We start from the raw sequence: 17,727 nt of genomic DNA, 5'->3' as shown, positions 1-17,727 counted from the left end.
TAATTTTACAAATCATTTTAAAACGATAGAAAAAATGGCAGATTTGAAACAATTCGCAGAACAATTAGTTAATTTAACTGTAAAAGAAGTTAACGAATTAGCAACAATATTAAAAGATGAGTACGGAATCGAACCAGCTGCTGCAGCTGTAGTAGTTTCAGGTGGTGGTGAAGGTGCTGCTGAAGAAGCTCAAACTGAATTTACAGTTGTATTAAAAGAAGCTGGTGCTTCTAAATTAGCAGTTGTGAAAATGGTAAAAGAACTTACAGGTTTAGGTTTGAAAGAAGCTAAAGATGTAGTTGATTCTGCTCCATCAAACGTTAAAGAAGGTGTAACTAAAGACGAAGCTGAAGCTTTGAAAAAATCTTTAGAAGAAGCTGGAGCTGTTGTTGAGCTTAAATAGTTAAACACAGTTTGGGAATTAGGTTTAGGTCTTGGATACAAATCCAATGGCCTAAACCATTTTTCGTATAACAAAAATCTGTCTTATTTTATTGCATAATAAGCTCTGATAGCAAATTGATTTTACCCATTACGAGGAAAAAAAATTAACAGATAATAAGAAAGTAGTTATCTTAAATTGGTTTTTAAAGATGTAATGGTTGTAAAATAAATGTATAAAGAAAAATATTTATACAAATAAAAATTACTTTTATAATCAAAATTTTGTCCATTGATGATAACAAATCAGACTGAAAGATTGAATTTTGCCTCTACTAAAAATATTCCTGCATATCCAGATTTTCTTGATGTACAGGTTAAATCTTTTCAAGATTTTTTTCAATTAGAAACTAAATCTGACGAAAGAGGCAATGAAGGACTTTATAATACCTTCATGGAAAACTTTCCAATTACAGATACAAGAAATAACTTTGTATTGGAATTCCTTGACTACTTTGTGGATCCACCACGTTACACAATCCAAGAGTGTATTGAAAGAGGTCTAACACATAGTGTACCTTTAAAAGCTAGGTTAAAACTATATTGTACAGATCCAGAGCACGAAGACTTTGAAACTATTGTTCAAGATGTATATCTTGGTACAATTCCTTATATGACGCCAAGCGGTACGTTTGTAATTAATGGAGCTGAACGTGTTGTTGTTTCTCAACTACATAGATCTCCAGGGGTTTTCTTTGGACAGTCTTTCCATGCAAATGGAACAAAATTATATTCTGCCAGAGTAATTCCTTTTAAAGGTTCTTGGATAGAATTTTCTACAGATATCAATAGCGTAATGTACGCGTACATCGACAGAAAGAAAAAATTACCTGTTACAACTTTATTCCGTGCGATAGGTTTCGAGAGAGACAAGGATATCCTTGAAATTTTTGACCTTGCCGAAGAAATTAAAGTTTCTAAAACAGGACTTAAAAAATACATCGGTAGAAAATTAGCTGCTCGTGTATTAAATACATGGCATGAAGATTTTGTAGATGAAGATACTGGTGAAGTAGTTTCTATCGAACGTAACGAAATAATCCTTGACAGAGATACAATTATCGATAAAGATAATGTAGAAGAAATCATTGATTCTAACGTTAAATCTATTTTGTTGCACAAAGAAGATGCTAATCAAGCTGATTATGCCATTATTCATAACACGCTACAAAAAGATCCAACTAATTCTGAAAAAGAAGCCGTTGAGCATATCTACAGACAATTGCGTAATGCAGAACCGCCTGACGAAGAAACTGCTCGTGGTATTATAGATAAATTATTCTTCTCAGACCAACGTTACAACTTAGGTGAAGTAGGTCGTTACAGAATGAATAAAAAACTTGGTTTAGATATTCCAATGGAAAAGCAAGTGCTTACCAAAGAAGATATCATAACTATCGTTAAGTATTTAATTGAATTAATTAATGCGAAAGCAGATATTGATGATATTGACCACTTATCAAACCGTCGTGTTAGAACAGTTGGAGAACAATTGTCTCAACAATTCGGTGTTGGTTTAGCACGTATGGCTAGAACCATTAGAGAGCGCATGAACGTTAGAGATAACGAGGTGTTTACACCAATAGATTTGATTAATGCTAAAACATTATCATCTGTTATCAACTCTTTCTTTGGAACAAACCAATTGTCTCAGTTTATGGATCAAACGAATCCACTTGCCGAGATAACGCACAAAAGAAGATTATCTGCACTAGGCCCAGGTGGACTTTCGAGAGAGAGAGCTGGATTTGAAGTACGGGATGTTCACTATACGCATTACGGACGTTTGTGTCCAATTGAAACACCAGAGGGACCAAACATTGGTTTGATTTCATCTCTTGGAGTTTATGCTAAAGTGAACGGAATGGGTTTCATTGAAACACCTTACCGTAAAGTAACTAATGGAGTTGTAGATTTAGAGTCTACTCCAATTTACTTAAGTGCTGAAGAAGAAGAAGGAATGATGATATCTCAAGCGAATATTGAGATGGATAATTCTGGTAAAATCCTTGCTGAAAACGTAATTGCGCGTCAAGAAGGTGATTTCCCAGTAATTGACCCTACAAAAGTTGATTATGCGGATGTTGCTCCTAACCAAATTGCTTCAATTTCTGCTTCTCTTATTCCTTTCTTGGAACATGATGATGCGAATAGAGCGTTGATGGGATCTAACATGATGCGTCAGGCTGTACCATTAATACGTCCTGAAGCGCCGATTGTTGGAACTGGTTTAGAGCGTCAAGTAGCTTCAGATTCTAGAGTTTTAATTAACGCAGAAGGTAATGGAGTTATAGAATATGTAGATGCAAACATCATCACAATCAAATACGACCGTACTGACGAAGAAAGAATGGTTAGTTTTGAATCTGATGAGAAAACATACAATCTAATTAAATTTAGAAAAACCAATCAAGGGACAAGTATCAACCTGAAGCCTATCGTAAGAAAAGGGGATAGAGTGGTTCTTGGTCAAGTATTGTCAGAAGGATATGCAACTCAAAATGGTGAATTAGCTTTAGGTAGAAACCTTAAAGTTGCGTTTATGCCATGGAAAGGGTATAACTTTGAGGATGCGATTGTTATTTCTGAAAAAGTTGTTCGCGACGATATTTTTACCTCTATTCACGTTGATGATTATTCATTAGAAGTTAGAGATACTAAATTAGGTAACGAAGAATTGACAAATGACATACCAAACGTTTCTGAAGATGCTACTAAAGACTTAGATGAAAATGGTATGATTAGAATTGGAGCCGAGGTTAAACCTGGTGACATTCTTATTGGAAAAATTACTCCAAAAGGGGAATCAGATCCTACTCCAGAAGAGAAATTGCTACGTGCAATCTTCGGGGATAAAGCAGGTGATGTAAAAGATGCTTCATTAAAAGCGTCTCCATCTTTACATGGTGTAGTTCTTGACAAAAAATTGTTCGCAAGAGCAGTAAAAGACAAACGCAAACGTACACAAGACAAGGATGCTTTAGGAGCTCTTGAAATGGAATACGAAGTGAAGTTTGTTGAATTAAAAGACAAGTTAGTAGAAAAACTTTTCGTGATTGTTAATGGGAAAACATCTCAGGGTGTAATGAATGATTTGGGTGAAGAAGTTTTACCAAAAGGTAAAAAATACACTCAAAAAATGCTTTATGCTGTTGAAGATTTTGCTCACTTAAGTAAAGGTCAATGGGTTGCTGATGACTCAACTAATAAAATGGTAAATGAATTAATTCATAACTATAAAATTAAGTTGAATGATTTACAAGGAGCCTTAAGAAGAGAGAAGTTCACGATTTCTGTTGGAGATGAATTGCCAGCTGGAATTTTGAAATTAGCTAAAGTATATATTGCCAAAAAACGTAAGTTGAAAGTTGGGGATAAAATGGCTGGACGTCACGGTAACAAAGGTATTGTTGCTCGTATCGTTCGTCATGAAGATATGCCTTTCCTGGAAGACGGAACGCCAGTTGATATCGTGTTGAACCCATTAGGTGTACCTTCACGTATGAACATTGGTCAAATTTATGAAACTGTTTTAGGATGGGCTGGACAAAACTTGGGTAGAAAATATGCTACTCCTATTTTTGATGGTGCTTCTCTAGACCAAATCAATGAATTGACTGACGAAGCTGGAATACCACGTTTTGGACATACTTACCTTTATGATGGTGGTACTGGAGAGCGTTTTCATCAAGCTGCAACTGTTGGTGTAATTTATATGTTGAAATTAGGACATATGGTTGACGATAAGATGCACGCACGTTCAATCGGGCCATACTCATTGATTACGCAACAACCTCTTGGTGGTAAAGCACAATTTGGTGGGCAACGTTTTGGAGAGATGGAAGTTTGGGCACTTGAGGCTTATGGAGCGTCAAGTACACTTAGAGAAATCTTGACTGTGAAGTCTGATGATGTAATAGGTAGAGCTAAAACTTACGAAGCAATCGTAAAAGGAGAATCTATGCCAGAGCCAGGATTACCTGAATCATTCAATGTATTGATGCATGAATTGAAAGGTCTTGGACTTGACATTAGATTAGAAGAATAAATATTTAGTATTCAGTGTTTAGTTTTTAGTGTTCAGTTATAAACTGCATACTATTTACTGAACACTGAACACTTTTTTTAATTAGTTTTCAAGATTTAGCCCCGTAAATCGTTCCGATTTTTTATATAAATTTTTTTATATAATTAGCACTTTAATAAAAGTTTAAAGTTTAGAGAAGTAATCCGAGGTAGGCTAGGACGTTGCACCGCAACGTATATGCCAAAACCAATTTTTAAATTGCAATTAAATCAATAGTAAAAACTATGATGAATAATAGAAATAATAATAACAATAAAGATAAGAATCCTGTAAAAAGATTCAATAAAATATCTATTGGATTAGCTTCTCCGGAATCTATCTTGAAAGAATCAAGAGGTGAAGTTTTAAAGCCAGAAACTATCAACTACCGTACGCACAAGCCTGAGCGTGACGGTCTTTTCTGTGAACGTATTTTCGGACCAGTAAAAGATTTTGAATGTGCTTGTGGTAAGTACAAAAGAATTCGCTACAAAGGGATCATTTGTGACCGTTGTGGTGTAGAAGTTACTGAGAAAAAAGTACGTAGAGACAGAGTAGGTCACATCAACCTTGTTGTGCCTATCGCTCATATCTGGTATTTCCGTTCTCTTCCTAATAAAATTGGATACATCCTTGGTCTTCCTTCTAAGAAATTAGATATGATCATTTACTACGAAAGATACGTAGTAATCCAAGCGGGTATTGCAAAAAATGGTGAAGGTGAATCAGTACAAAGATTAGATTTCTTAACTGAAGAAGAATATTTGAATATTTTAGATACTCTTCCTGCAGATAACCAATATCTTGATGATTTCGATCCTAATAAATTTGTTGCCAAAATGGGAGCAGAGTGTATTATGGATTTATTAGCAAGAATTGATCTTGATGAATTGTCTTACCAATTAAGACATAATGCTAACAACGAAACGTCTAAACAACGTAAAACGGAAGCATTAAAAAGATTACAAGTTGTTGAATCTTTCCGTGAGTCTAACTTGAACCGTGAAAATCGTCCTGAGTGGATGATCATGAAAGTAGTACCAGTTATTCCACCAGAATTACGTCCACTTGTGCCACTTGACGGAGGTCGTTTTGCGACTTCAGATTTAAATGACTTATACCGTCGTGTAATTATACGTAACAACCGTTTGAAAAGATTAATGGAGATTAAAGCTCCAGAAGTTATCTTGAGAAATGAGAAACGTATGTTGCAAGAATCGGTAGATTCATTGTTTGACAATACAAGAAAAGCATCTGCTGTTAAAACAGAATCAAACAGACCATTAAAATCATTATCTGATTCCCTTAAAGGTAAGCAAGGACGTTTCCGTCAAAACTTACTTGGAAAACGTGTGGATTATTCTGCTCGTTCGGTAATTGTTGTTGGACCTGAGTTGAAATTGTTCGAATGTGGTATCCCTAAAGATATGGCAGCTGAACTATACAAGCCTTTTGTAATCCGTAAATTGATTGAAAGAGGAATTGTAAAAACTGTAAAATCAGCTAAGAAAATAATAGACAAGAAAGAGCCTGTAGTTTGGGATATCCTTGAAAATGTAATTAAAGGTCACCCGATTTTACTGAATCGTGCTCCTACTTTGCACAGACTTGGTATTCAAGCATTCCAACCAAAATTAATTGAAGGAAAAGCAATCCAATTGCACCCTTTAGTTTGTACTGCATTTAATGCGGATTTTGATGGGGATCAAATGGCAGTTCACTTACCATTAGGACCAGAAGCTATTCTTGAAGCACAATTATTAATGTTGGCTTCTCATAATATTCTGAATCCTGCAAATGGTGCGCCAATTACAGTACCTTCTCAGGATATGGTTTTGGGTCTATACTATATGACCAAAGAAAGATTGTCTACTCCAGAAAAGAAAATTTTAGGTCAAGATTTGACTTTCTATTCTGCAGAAGAAGTAAATATCGCCTTAAACGAAGGAAGATTAGAATTGAATGCTAGAGTGAGAATTAGAGCAAAAGATTTTAATGACGCCGGAGAATTGGTGTTTAAAATTATTCAAACAACTGCTGGTCGTGTTATCTTTAATGAGGTAGTACCGGAAGCAGCTGGATATATCAATGATGTATTGACTAAGAAAAATCTTAGAGATATTATCGGTCACGTATTAAACTCAACAAGTGTACCAGAAACGGCTGCCTTCTTGGATAATATGAAAGATATGGGATACAAATTTGCCTTCAAAGGTGGATTGTCATTCTCATTAGGTGATATTAGAATTCCAGATCAAAAACCACAATTAATTGCAGATGCTAGAGAGCAAGTTGAAGGTATTTCTGTGAATTATAACATGGGTCTTATTACTAATAACGAACGTTACAACCAAGTTATTGATGTATGGACTTCTGCCAATGCTCAATTGACAGAACTAGCAATGAAGAACATTAGAGAAGATCAACAAGGTTTTAACTCAGTGTATATGATGCTTGATTCTGGAGCAAGGGGTTCCAAAGAACAAATTCGTCAGTTAACTGGTATGCGTGGATTGATGGCTAAGCCTAAAAAATCGACTGCTGGTGGTGGTGAAATTATTGAAAATCCAATTCTTTCTAACTTTAAGGAAGGTCTTTCGATCCTTGAGTACTTTATCTCTACTCACGGTGCGCGTAAAGGTCTTGCGGATACTGCCTTGAAAACGGCGGATGCAGGATATTTAACAAGAAGACTACATGATGTTTCTCAAGATGTTATTGTTAACATCGAAGACTGTGGAACATTAAGAGGTGTTGAAGTATCAGCATTGAAAAAGAATGAAGAAATTGTTGAATCATTAGGAGAAAGAATCTTAGGACGTGTTGCATTACAAGACGTAATAAATCCTTTAACTAATGAAGTGCTAATTCAATCTGGTGAGCAAATCACAGAGGCTATTATGAAATTGATTGACGCTGCTCCAATCGAGAAAGTGGAAGTTCGTTCTCCTCTAGTTTGTGAAGCGTTGAAAGGAATTTGTGCTAAATGTTACGGTCGTAACTTAGCGACTGGAAAAATGACACAAAGAGGTGAAGCAGTAGGAGTTATTGCAGCACAATCTATTGGTGAACCAGGAACACAGTTAACATTGCGTACTTTCCACGTTGGAGGGGTTGCGGGTGGTATTTCTGAGGAATCAAGTATCATAACAAAATTCAAGGGTAAACTTGAAATTGAAGATTTAAAAACGGTTAAAGGAGAAGATAGCGAAGGAAATGCAGTTGATATCGTTGTTTCTCGTTCTACTGAATTAAAATTAGTAGATGAGAAAACTGGAATTCTTCTAAACACACATAATATTCCTTACGGATCAAGTATTTTTGTGAAAGATGGTCAATCAGTTGATAAAGGTGAAGTAATCTGTAAATGGGATCCATATAATGGAGTTATTGTTTCGGAATTCACTGGTAAAATTGCTTACGAAGATTTAGAGCAAGGTCAATCGTTCATGGTTGAAATTGATGAGCAAACTGGTTTCCAAGAAAAAGTTATTTCTGAGTCAAGAGCTAAAAAATTAATTCCTACTTTATTGGTTTATGGTAAAGATGGTGAATTGATTCGTTCTTACAACTTACCTGTTGGAGCCCACTTGATGGTTGAAAACGGTGAGAAAATTAAAGCAGGTAAAGTATTGGTTAAAATTCCGCGTCGTTCTTCTAAATCAGGAGATATTACAGGAGGTTTACCAAGAATTACTGAATTGCTTGAAGCTCGTAATCCTTCTAACCCAGCTGTAGTTTCAGAAATCGATGGTGTTGTTTCTTTTGGAAAAATTAAAAGAGGTAACCGTGAGGTTGTTATTGAATCTAAATTTGGTGATGTTAGAAAATACCTAGTTAAACTTTCAAGTCAAATTCTTGTTCAAGAGAATGACTTCGTTAGAGCAGGTGTACCTTTATCTGAAGGAGCAATTACTCCAGAGGATATCTTGAGAATTAAAGGACCAGCTGCTGTTCAACAGTACTTGGTAAATGAAATTCAAGAAGTATACCGTTTACAAGGGGTGAAAATTAACGACAAGCACTTTGAGGTAGTAATACGTCAAATGATGCGTAAAGTTAGAGTTCAAGATCCAGGAGATACGTTATTCTTAGAAGATCAATTAATCCATACTAAAGATTTTATCTATCAAAATGATAAATTATACGGTATGAAAGTGATTGAGGATGCTGGAGATTCAGCTAACTTGAAAGAAGGACAAATCGTTTCTCCACGTGAATTGCGTGATGAAAACTCATTATTGAAACGTAACGATAAAAATGTTGTTGTAGCTCGTGATGTAATCACTGCAACTGGTACTCCTGTTTTACAAGGTATCACAAGAGCATCGCTACAAACTAAATCGTTTATCTCTGCGGCTTCTTTCCAAGAGACTACTAAAGTATTAAACGAAGCTGCTGTTGCAGGTAAGATTGATTACTTAGAAGGATTGAAAGAAAATGTAATTGTAGGACATAGAATTCCTGCAGGAACTGGTATGAGAGAATACGATCATACAATTGTAGGTTCGAAAGAAGATTACAATGATATGATGGCTAATAAAGAGGAATATATTTATTAAAACTAGGCTATGAGTAATTCTAATCAACAGCAGGAGCAGATTAATATTGAATTGGATGAAAAAACAGCGGAAGGAATTTATTCTAACCTTGCTATTATTAATCATTCATCATCAGAGTTTGTTCTTGACTTTGTAAGTATCATGCCTGGTATTCCTAAGGCCAAAGTAAAATCAAGAATTGTCTTGACACCGCAACATGCCAAAAGATTATTGAAGGCAATTGGAGAAAATATTCACCGTTTTGAACAAGCCCATGGCGAAATCAAAGACACTGAACAACCTCCGATTCCTCTAAATTTTGGTCCGGCGGGACAAGCATAGTTTTATAGAGAAAGGCTCCAGAAATGGAGCCTTTTTTTTGTGCTATATCGTTATGGTTTTTGATCTTTTACTAAGTTGAATAGCTAATGCTCTTTAGAAATTGGTTCTTGTAGCAGCATCGTTGTTGTCATACACCAAAATATTTCTGTAGGTAAACGAGTATTATTGTAGTTTGTCGGAAATATTTTATAGAAGGAAATTGATACAGTAGGTTTGTAGGAGAAATAGAGATAAATAGAATCTTTTTCCAAAACAAAGCCCACTATGACAAACTTTACTATACTTTTCGATTCTAAAAAAGCAAAAACATTTTTCTTCCTGTTTATTTTGGTTTTAGTATCGAATTCTACTGTATTTAGCCAAACATCAACAGTTGATTCAGTTGAAGTAAATATAGTTGAGATAGGGAATAGTTCGAAACACGAAAGTGTAAAAAGTTCTAATATGGAATTTGTACTTTGGTTTATGGGTTCTAAACAAGATCCTAATACCACAATTTCTAACGAAGGAATCAATACAAAAAAACAAATCATGACTTCTGGATTAGCACCTAATCGCTTGTTGATAAAAGCTTTTTTAAAGAAAGCGGTTAACTTTGAAAGTGCAGTAGCTTAAGATGAAGTTGAAAATCAAATAGTATAACCACATAAAAAAAAACGCTAATTTTTTAAGTTAGCGTTTTTTTTATGTGTTAAATTTTATAGTTTTTTATTCAAATTCTGATGTGAAGAACAATTTTACACTTGGATATTTGTTTTCCGTCATTTTAATAGTAAAATCAGAATCAGCTAGGAAAACTAGTTGTCCGTACTTATCTTTTGCTAAGAACTTCTGTTTGATACGTTTGAATTCTTTAAACTCATCATTTTTAGCATCGTCTGGCTTTACCCAGCACGCTTTATGTACAGGGAAATTCTCATAGGTACATTTTGCTCCGTATTCATGTTCTAAACGGTATTGAATTACTTCGTACTGAAGTGCACCAACCGTTCCGATAATTTTTCTGTTATTCATTTCAAGAGTAAACAATTGGGCAACACCCTCATCCATTAATTGGTCAATTCCTTTGTCAAGCTGTTTAGCTTTCATCGGATCAGCGTTATTGATGTATCTAAAGTGTTCAGGTGAGAAACTCGGAATTCCTTTGAAACTCATAACTTCTCCTTCTGTTAAAGTATCTCCAATTTTAAAATTCCCTGTGTCATGTAGTCCTACAATGTCACCCGGATATGAGATATCGACAATTTCTTTCTTTTCAGCAAAAAAAGCATTTGGACTTGAGAATTTTAAATTCTTCTTCTGACGAACGTGATAGTAAGGTTTATTTCTTTCGAAAGTACCAGATACAATTTTAATAAAAGCGAGTCTGTCTCTGTGTTTAGGATCCATGTTTGCATGGATTTTAAAAACAAAACCAGTCATTTTTTCTTCCTTGGGATCCACTAATCTCGTTTCAGAATCTTTAGGTCTTGGTGATGGTGCTATTTGTACAAAACAATCTAATAATTCGCGAACTCCAAAATTATTTAATGCAGACCCAAAAAATACTGGTTGAAGTTTCCCGTCTAAATAATCTTGACGATCAAATTTTGGATACACTTCATCAATCAATTCTAATTCTTCTCTTAAAGTATCTGCTGGTTTTTGCCCTATGATTTTTTCTAATTCAGGGCTTTGTACATCTGAAAATGCGATTGTTTCTTCGATGTTTTTACGGTTGTCTCCACTAAACAAGTTTATGTTTTGCTCCCACAAATTGTATATTCCTTTGAAATCGTAACCCATTCCTATAGGAAAACTAAGAGGTGTAACTGTTAATCCTAGTTTTTGCTCTACTTCGTCCATCAGGTCAAAGGCATCTTTTCCTTCACGGTCCATCTTATTGATGAATACAATAATTGGAATATTTCGCAATCTACAAACCGCCACTAATTTTTCTGTTTGTTCCTCGACACCTTTGGCAACGTCAATTACTACTATGACACTGTCAACAGCAGTAAGAGTTCTAAAAGTATCTTCGGCAAAATCCTTGTGTCCGGGAGTGTCAAGAATATTTATTTTTTTCTCTTTGTAATTAAAAGCTAAAACGGAGGTTGAAACAGAAATTCCTCTCTGACGCTCAATTTCCATGAAATCACTCGTGGCTCCCTTTTTAATTTTATTGTTTTTTACAGCACCCGCTTCTTGAATGGCACCACCAAAAAGGAGGAGTTTCTCTGTCAGCGTTGTTTTACCTGCATCGGGATGCGATATAATCCCAAAAGTTCTTCTTCTTTGTATTTCTTTTAAAAAGCTCATGTATAATGTAAATAGGCTGCAAAAGTACTATTTATATATTCGAATAAAAAATAAATACGAATAGGGTTAGGTAGCATTTACACCATTTTAAGTGAGAAAATATATCGTTTAGTGTTGTCGAAGTTTTCTTTTACGTATTGACGACTGAAATTTATGGGGAATTGGGGATTTTGATTTAGTTTAAGTATCGCAATTTTGGCTATAATTTTTTGTTAATAGTAGTTTGGAAACTTGTATAATGTAATTGAATTGTTATTTTTGTTCGCTATAACTGTGCGAAAATTTTTGTAAGAACATTTATATTTCCTGATTGTTAAAGTGTATATTTGGCGAGTAGTCAAGTAGTCTTTAAAAATGAAATCTGAAGTGCTTAAAACTAGCATATTTTAATAAAATATAAAATTGATATAATGCCATTAAAAACAATACAAATGAAGTCCATAAATAGTAGAATTGCACTTATCTTTTTTCTATTACTTTTTTCAAGTACCATTACTAGAGCGCAAGAAATTATTAAAGACTCCGTAGTTGCGCCTGTTAAAAAAATCAACTCCAATCAAAAACAAAAAATCGATGGTATTATCGCCACTGTTGGAGATTATATCATTCTAGATTCAGATATAGATAAGTCTTATTTAGAGCTATCAAGTCAAGGAAATTCTATAAAGGATATTACTAGATGTCAAATGTTAGGAAAGTTACTGGAGGATAAATTATATGCACACCAGGCGATTCAAGACAGTGTTAAAGTAACAGATGCCGAAGTTAAGGTGATGATGGATGAGCGTGTGAGCTACATGGTAGGCCAAATTGGTTCTATGGAAAAAGTGGTGAGTTATTACAAGAAAAATTCTGAAGAAGAATTTAGAAGCTATTTCTTCGATATTTTAAAAGAGAATAAGCTTTCCTCAGAAATGCAAAAGAAAATCATTGATGAAGTTGAAATTACACCTGAAGAAGTTCGTAATTTTTTCAAATCAATTCCTAAAGATGAATTACCACTTTTTGGTGCAGAAATGGAAGTAGCACAAATTGTAATTACTCCTAAAGTTTCAGATGTTGAAAAACAAAAAGTGATCGATAGATTAAATGGATTCAAAAAGGAAGTAGAAGAAGGATCTAGTTTTGCTACTAAAGCAGTTTTGTATTCTAAAGATCCAGGTTCAAGTTCAAATGGTGGATACTATAAAATGAATAGAAAGACGCCATTCGTGAAGGAATTTAAAGATGTTGCCTTTAGTCTTCAGGAAGGTGAAATATCGGCTCCTTTTGAAACTGATTTTGGATTTCATATTATTTATGTTGAAAAAGTAAAAGGACAAGAGGTAGAATTGCGTCATATATTATTGACACCCTCAGTGTCTGAAGATGCACTTACTGCAGCTAAGGAAAAAATTATTTTAATTAGAGATAAAATTATTGACAAAAAGATCACTTTCGCTGAAGCTGCCAGAACGGAATCGGATGAAAAAGAAACCAGAGCAAATGGCGGGTCTTTAATTAATCCTAAAACACAGGATACTCGTTTTGAATTAACAAAGATGGATCCTAGTCTTTACAGTCAAGTTTCAAGCTTGAAAGACGATGCTATTTCTCAGCCGGTATTAGATACAGATGAAAACGGAAAGAAAAGTTATAAGTTAATTACGGTTACCAATAGAATCAATGAGCATGTTGCTGATTATGGTACAGATTATATTAAAATAAAAGAATTAGCCTTAAAAGAAAAGCAAATTAAAGCTATTGGAAAATGGTTTGATGAGACGATCAAAGAAACTTATGTTAAAATCATTGGAGAGTATAGAGATTGTGAGTTTACAAATAACTGGTTGAAAAAATAAAATTTATATTTTTCTAAAATAAATAAAAAGAGTTAGCTTTATGAAATCATAAAGTTGACTCTTTTTTAATTTAAATCCCTTTTTAAAATGTCTGACGTAGCAGCAATACATAATTTAGTTAAGAAACGAAATGAATTAAAAAGCGAAATAGCTAAAATAATTGTAGGTCAGGACGCGGTGGTCGATCAAGTGCTGCTTTGCATTTTTTCAGGAGGGCATGCGCTACTTGTAGGAGTACCGGGATTAGCCAAAACTTTAATGGTAAATACACTTGCTCAAGCTTTAGGGCTTAACTTTAAGAGAATTCAGTTTACTCCTGATTTAATGCCTTCAGATATTTTAGGGAGTGAGATATTGGATGAAAACCGTCACTTTAAATTTTTAAAAGGGCCTGTTTTTTCGAATATTATTCTGGCAGACGAAATTAATAGAACGCCGCCAAAAACTCAGGCAGCTTTGTTAGAAGCGATGCAGGAACGGTCAGTTACTATTGCGGGTGAGAATTATAAATTAGACTTGCCTTATTTTGTATTAGCAACGCAAAATCCAATCGAACAGGAAGGAACTTATCCTTTGCCCGAAGCTCAATTAGATCGTTTTATGTTCGCTATTAAGCTGGAATATCCTTCGTTTGCTGAGGAAGTTCAAGTGGTAAAACGAACTACCTCAGATAATAACACTACTATTAGCCCCTTATTTACCGCTCAGGAAATAATCGATTTTCAGCAATTGATTCGACGAATTCCCGTAGCAGATAACGTTATTGAATATGCGGTGACTTTGGTTAGTAAAACGCGTCCGGACAATCCATTGTCAACGGAGTTTGTCAAGAGTTATTTAGACTGGGGAGCAGGGCCGAGAGCTTCTCAGAATTTAATATTAGCAGCCAAAGCGCATGCAGCTTTTAATGGTAAATTTTCGCCAGATATTGAAGATGTAAAAGCCGTTGCAACTGGAATTCTACGTCACAGAATCATTAAAAACTACAAAGCGGACGCCGAGGGAATTACTGAAGAAATGATTATTTCAAAACTTATTTAAACGGTTTTCTGCTTAGTCAATAATGCCAAATAATAGGTTTTACTACAACGATTGCTTAAAGAGTCTCCAATACTCGTTTTTTGAAAATCAATAATTAAATGATTAATTATCAATAAATCATTTATATGTTAATTTTTTGTCTTTTTGTTAATTATACGCAGTGTGAATTATTATTTTATAATAATAATTTTTCGAAATGCGTCATCCATTAAATTTTTTTTAATTCTCATCTTAAATACTTAATTTTGCGAAACAAAAATAAAAAAGGCTAGATTTTGGCGGTTGATTGTGAAATAATCAAGGAAAGCTACCTTTAACATTGAAAAAACTTCTATTATGAATATTTATAACGATTATCTACAAGAAATCGAGGAACGAAAAGGGCAGGGACTTAACCCAAAGCCGATTGATGGAGCTGATTTACTAAGCGAAATCATTGTACAAATTAAAGATTCAGATAACGCAAATCGCGAAGAATCTCTTAAATTTTTCATTTATAACACTGTTCCAGGAACTACTCCAGCTGCTGCTGTGAAAGCTGCCTTTTTAAAGGAGATTATTCTTGGAGAATCAGAAGTAAAAGAAATTACTCCTGCTTTTGCATTTGAGTTATTATCACACATGAAAGGTGGGCCTTCAATTGAAGTTTTACTGGATTTAGCTTTGGGTAATGATGTTGCAATTGCAAAAGAGGCTGCGAAAGTTCTTAAAACTCAATTTTTCCTATACGAAGCAGATACTGCTCGTTTAGAGGTTGCATTCAAAGGCGGTAACGAAATTGCCGAAGAAATTTTAGAGAGCTATGCCAAGGCTGAATTCTTTACAAAACTTCCTGAAGTAGTAGAAGAAATTAAGGTGGTTACCTATATTGCTGGTGAAGGAGATATTTCAACAGATTTACTTTCTCCAGGTAACCAAGCGCACTCAAGATCAGATCGAGAACTACATGGAAAATGTTTGATTTCTCCTGAAGCACAAGCTGAAATTGAAGTGTTAAAAGCACAACATCCTGATAAAAGCGTGATGTTGATTGCTGAAAAAGGGACAATGGGTGTTGGTTCTTCAAGAATGTCAGGGGTTAACAACGTGGCGCTATGGACAGGAAAAAAAGCAAGTCCTTATGTTCCATTTATTAATATTGCTCCAATCGTAGCTGGAACAAACGGAATTTCACCAATTTTCCTGACTACTGTTGATGTTACAGGTGGTATTGGCCTTGACCTTAAAAACTGGGTAAAAGTACTTGATGAAAAAGGAAATCCTGTTCGCAATGAAAGTGGAGATGTTGTTTTAGAAGAAGCGTATTCTGTAGCTACAGGTACTGTTCTTACAATCAATACAAAAACAAAAAAATTATATAATGGGGACAAAGAGCTGATAGATATTTCTAAAGCGTTCACTCCTCAAAAAATGGAATTTATAAAAGCGGGTGGTTCATACGCTATTGTATTTGGTAAAAAACTACAAACTTTTGCATCGAAAACACTAGGTATTAATATCGTTCCAGTATTTGCTCCATCAAAAGAAGTGTCTATCGATGGTCAAGGTCTTACAGCAGTTGAAAAAATATTTAATAAAAATGCAGTTGGAACTACCCCAGGTAAAGTTTTACACGCAGGTTCAGATGTACGTGTAGAAGTAAATATCGTAGGATCACAAGATACAACTGGTTTGATGACCTCTCAGGAATTGGAGTCTATGGCTGCAACAGTGATTTCTCCAATCGTTGATGGTGCGTACCAATCAGGTTGTCATACTGCTTCAGTTTGGGATAATAAGTCTAAGGCTAATATTCCAAGGTTAATGAAGTTCATGAACGACTTCGGTTTGATTACTGCTCGTGACCCTAAAGGGAACTACCATGCAATGACCGATGTAATTCACAAAGTACTTAATGATATTACTGTAGATGAGTGGGCTATCATTATCGGTGGTGACTCTCATACAAGAATGTCTAAAGGTGTTGCTTTTGGTGCTGACTCAGGTACAGTTGCACTTGCACTGGCTACTGGTGAAGCTTCAATGCCAATTCCAGAATCAGTAAAAGTTACTTTCAAAGGAGACATGAAAACGTACATGGATTTCCGTGATGTGGTTCATGCTACTCAATCTCAGATGTTAAAGCAATTTGGAGGAGAGAATGTTTTCCAAGGTAGAATTATCGAGGTTCACTTAGGAACTCTTACCGCTGATCAAGCATTTACGTTTACTGACTGGACTGCAGAGATGAAAGCGAAAGCTTCTATCTGTATTTCTGAGGATGACACTTTGATCGAATCTTTAGAGATTGCCAAAGGTAGAATCCAGATCATGATCGACAAAGGGATGGATAATGCTAAGCAAGTTCTTAAAGGATTAATTGCTATCGCAGATAAGAGAATTGCCGAGATTAAATCAGGTGAGAAACCAGCTTTAACTCCAGATGCAAACGCTAAGTATTATGCAGAAGTTGTTATTGATTTAGATATTGTTGCAGAGCCAATGATTGCAGATCCAGATGTGAATAACGCTGATGTTTCTAAAAGATATACACACGATACTATTAGACCTCTTTCTTTTTACGGCGGAGTGAAAAAAGTAGATCTTGGTTTTGTTGGATCTTGTATGGTTCACAAGGGAGATTTAAAAATCCTTTCTCAAATGCTAAAGAATATAGATGAGCAATTTGGTAAAGTAGAATTTAAAGCCCCTCTTGTAGTGGCGCCACCAACTTATAACATTGTAGACGAACTGAAAGCTGAAGGTGACTGGGAAGTTTTGCAAAAATATTCAGGTTTCGAATTTGACGATAATGCTCCAAAAGGTATTGCACGTACTGGATATGAGAACATTTTATATTTAGAGCGTCCAGGTTGTAACCTGTGTATGGGTAACCAAGAAAAAGCAGCAAAAGGAGATACCGTAATGGCAACTTCGACTCGTCTTTTCCAAGGAAGAGTTGTTGAAGATGCTGAAGGTAAAAAAGGAGAATCATTACTTTCATCGACACCAGTTGTTGTATTGTCTACAATCTTAGGTAGAACGCCTACTATTGAAGAGTACAAAGCTGCAGTGAAAGGAATTAATTTGACTCAATTTGCACCATCTCATAAGTTGTTAGTTAAATAATACTAAGCATAGTTTATAATATCAAAAAGCCTGAGTCGATAAGATTCAG

Annotated in this window: 9 protein-coding genes; 8 read left to right on the top strand and 1 reads right to left on the bottom strand. The window is 34.9% G+C overall.

Translation table 11 applies throughout. From position 1 onward, the window contains the following. The first annotated feature begins 34 nt into the window (after positions 1-34). The 5 genes from rplL to E0F98_RS00575 all read left to right on the top strand — a co-directional run bounded on the left by rplL (position 35) and on the right by E0F98_RS00575 (position 10,005). A complete protein-coding gene (gene rplL, locus E0F98_RS00595; RefSeq protein ID WP_132108197.1) occupies positions 35-403 on the top strand; it encodes a 50S ribosomal protein L7/L12 in 369 nt (122 codons plus the stop codon). A 273-nt stretch (positions 404-676) separates the two neighbouring features. Further along, positions 677-4,489 (top strand): DNA-directed RNA polymerase subunit beta, encoded by a 3,813-nt coding sequence (gene rpoB / locus E0F98_RS00590; protein WP_132108195.1) that lies wholly within the window; start codon positions 677-679, stop codon positions 4,487-4,489. Positions 4,490-4,752: 263 nt separating this feature from the next. Further along, positions 4,753-9,069 (top strand): DNA-directed RNA polymerase subunit beta', encoded by a 4,317-nt coding sequence (gene rpoC / locus E0F98_RS00585; protein ID WP_132108193.1) that lies wholly within the window; start codon positions 4,753-4,755, stop codon positions 9,067-9,069. Between the two features lie 9 nt (positions 9,070-9,078). After that, positions 9,079-9,390 (top strand): DUF3467 domain-containing protein, encoded by a 312-nt coding sequence (locus E0F98_RS00580; protein ID WP_074721347.1) that lies wholly within the window; start codon positions 9,079-9,081, stop codon positions 9,388-9,390. Between the two features lie 264 nt (positions 9,391-9,654). Next, positions 9,655-10,005 carry a hypothetical protein gene (locus tag E0F98_RS00575; RefSeq protein ID WP_132108191.1) on the top strand — a complete coding sequence of 117 codons (351 nt, stop codon included), beginning with the start codon at positions 9,655-9,657 and terminating at the stop codon, positions 10,003-10,005. A gap of 93 nt (positions 10,006-10,098) precedes the next feature. Here E0F98_RS00575 and E0F98_RS00570 read toward each other — a convergent pair whose 3' ends face one another. Then, complete coding sequence (locus E0F98_RS00570) at positions 10,099-11,688, bottom strand: peptide chain release factor 3 (RefSeq protein WP_132108189.1); 1,590 nt, start codon at positions 11,686-11,688, stop codon at positions 10,099-10,101. 410 nt (positions 11,689-12,098) lie between these two features. On the opposite strand from E0F98_RS00570, the gene E0F98_RS00565 reads away from it, so the two are divergent. The 3 genes from E0F98_RS00565 (at position 12,099) to E0F98_RS00555 (ending at position 17,678) form a co-directional block, all read left to right on the top strand. Beyond that, positions 12,099-13,529 (top strand): peptidylprolyl isomerase, encoded by a 1,431-nt coding sequence (locus tag E0F98_RS00565; RefSeq protein WP_132108187.1) that lies wholly within the window; start codon positions 12,099-12,101, stop codon positions 13,527-13,529. An 87-nt stretch (positions 13,530-13,616) separates the two neighbouring features. Further along, positions 13,617-14,570 (top strand): AAA family ATPase, encoded by a 954-nt coding sequence (locus E0F98_RS00560; protein ID WP_132108184.1) that lies wholly within the window; start codon positions 13,617-13,619, stop codon positions 14,568-14,570. Between the two features lie 336 nt (positions 14,571-14,906). Further along, positions 14,907-17,678 carry a bifunctional aconitate hydratase 2/2-methylisocitrate dehydratase gene (locus E0F98_RS00555; protein ID WP_132108182.1) on the top strand — a complete coding sequence of 924 codons (2,772 nt, stop codon included), beginning with the start codon at positions 14,907-14,909 and terminating at the stop codon, positions 17,676-17,678. Positions 17,679-17,727: the final 49 nt, after the last annotated feature.

The organism is Flavobacterium hiemivividum (assembly GCF_004349145.1).
Classification (GTDB): domain Bacteria; phylum Bacteroidota; class Bacteroidia; order Flavobacteriales; family Flavobacteriaceae; genus Flavobacterium; species Flavobacterium hiemivividum.
This window is presented reverse-complemented; position numbering and strand designations above follow the sequence as displayed.

Coding starts and splice junctions, on each gene's coding strand:
- rplL (WP_132108197.1), top strand. CDS start 35: ATGGCAGATTTGAAACAATTCGCAGAACAATTAGTTAATTTAACTGTA.
- rpoB (WP_132108195.1), top strand. CDS start 677: ATGATAACAAATCAGACTGAAAGATTGAATTTTGCCTCTACTAAAAAT.
- rpoC (WP_132108193.1), top strand. CDS start 4,753: ATGATGAATAATAGAAATAATAATAACAATAAAGATAAGAATCCTGTA.
- E0F98_RS00580 (WP_074721347.1), top strand. CDS start 9,079: ATGAGTAATTCTAATCAACAGCAGGAGCAGATTAATATTGAATTGGAT.
- E0F98_RS00575 (WP_132108191.1), top strand. CDS start 9,655: ATGACAAACTTTACTATACTTTTCGATTCTAAAAAAGCAAAAACATTT.
- E0F98_RS00570 (WP_132108189.1), bottom strand. CDS start 11,688: ATGAGCTTTTTAAAAGAAATACAAAGAAGAAGAACTTTTGGGATTATA.
- E0F98_RS00565 (WP_132108187.1), top strand. CDS start 12,099: ATGCCATTAAAAACAATACAAATGAAGTCCATAAATAGTAGAATTGCA.
- E0F98_RS00560 (WP_132108184.1), top strand. CDS start 13,617: ATGTCTGACGTAGCAGCAATACATAATTTAGTTAAGAAACGAAATGAA.
- E0F98_RS00555 (WP_132108182.1), top strand. CDS start 14,907: ATGAATATTTATAACGATTATCTACAAGAAATCGAGGAACGAAAAGGG.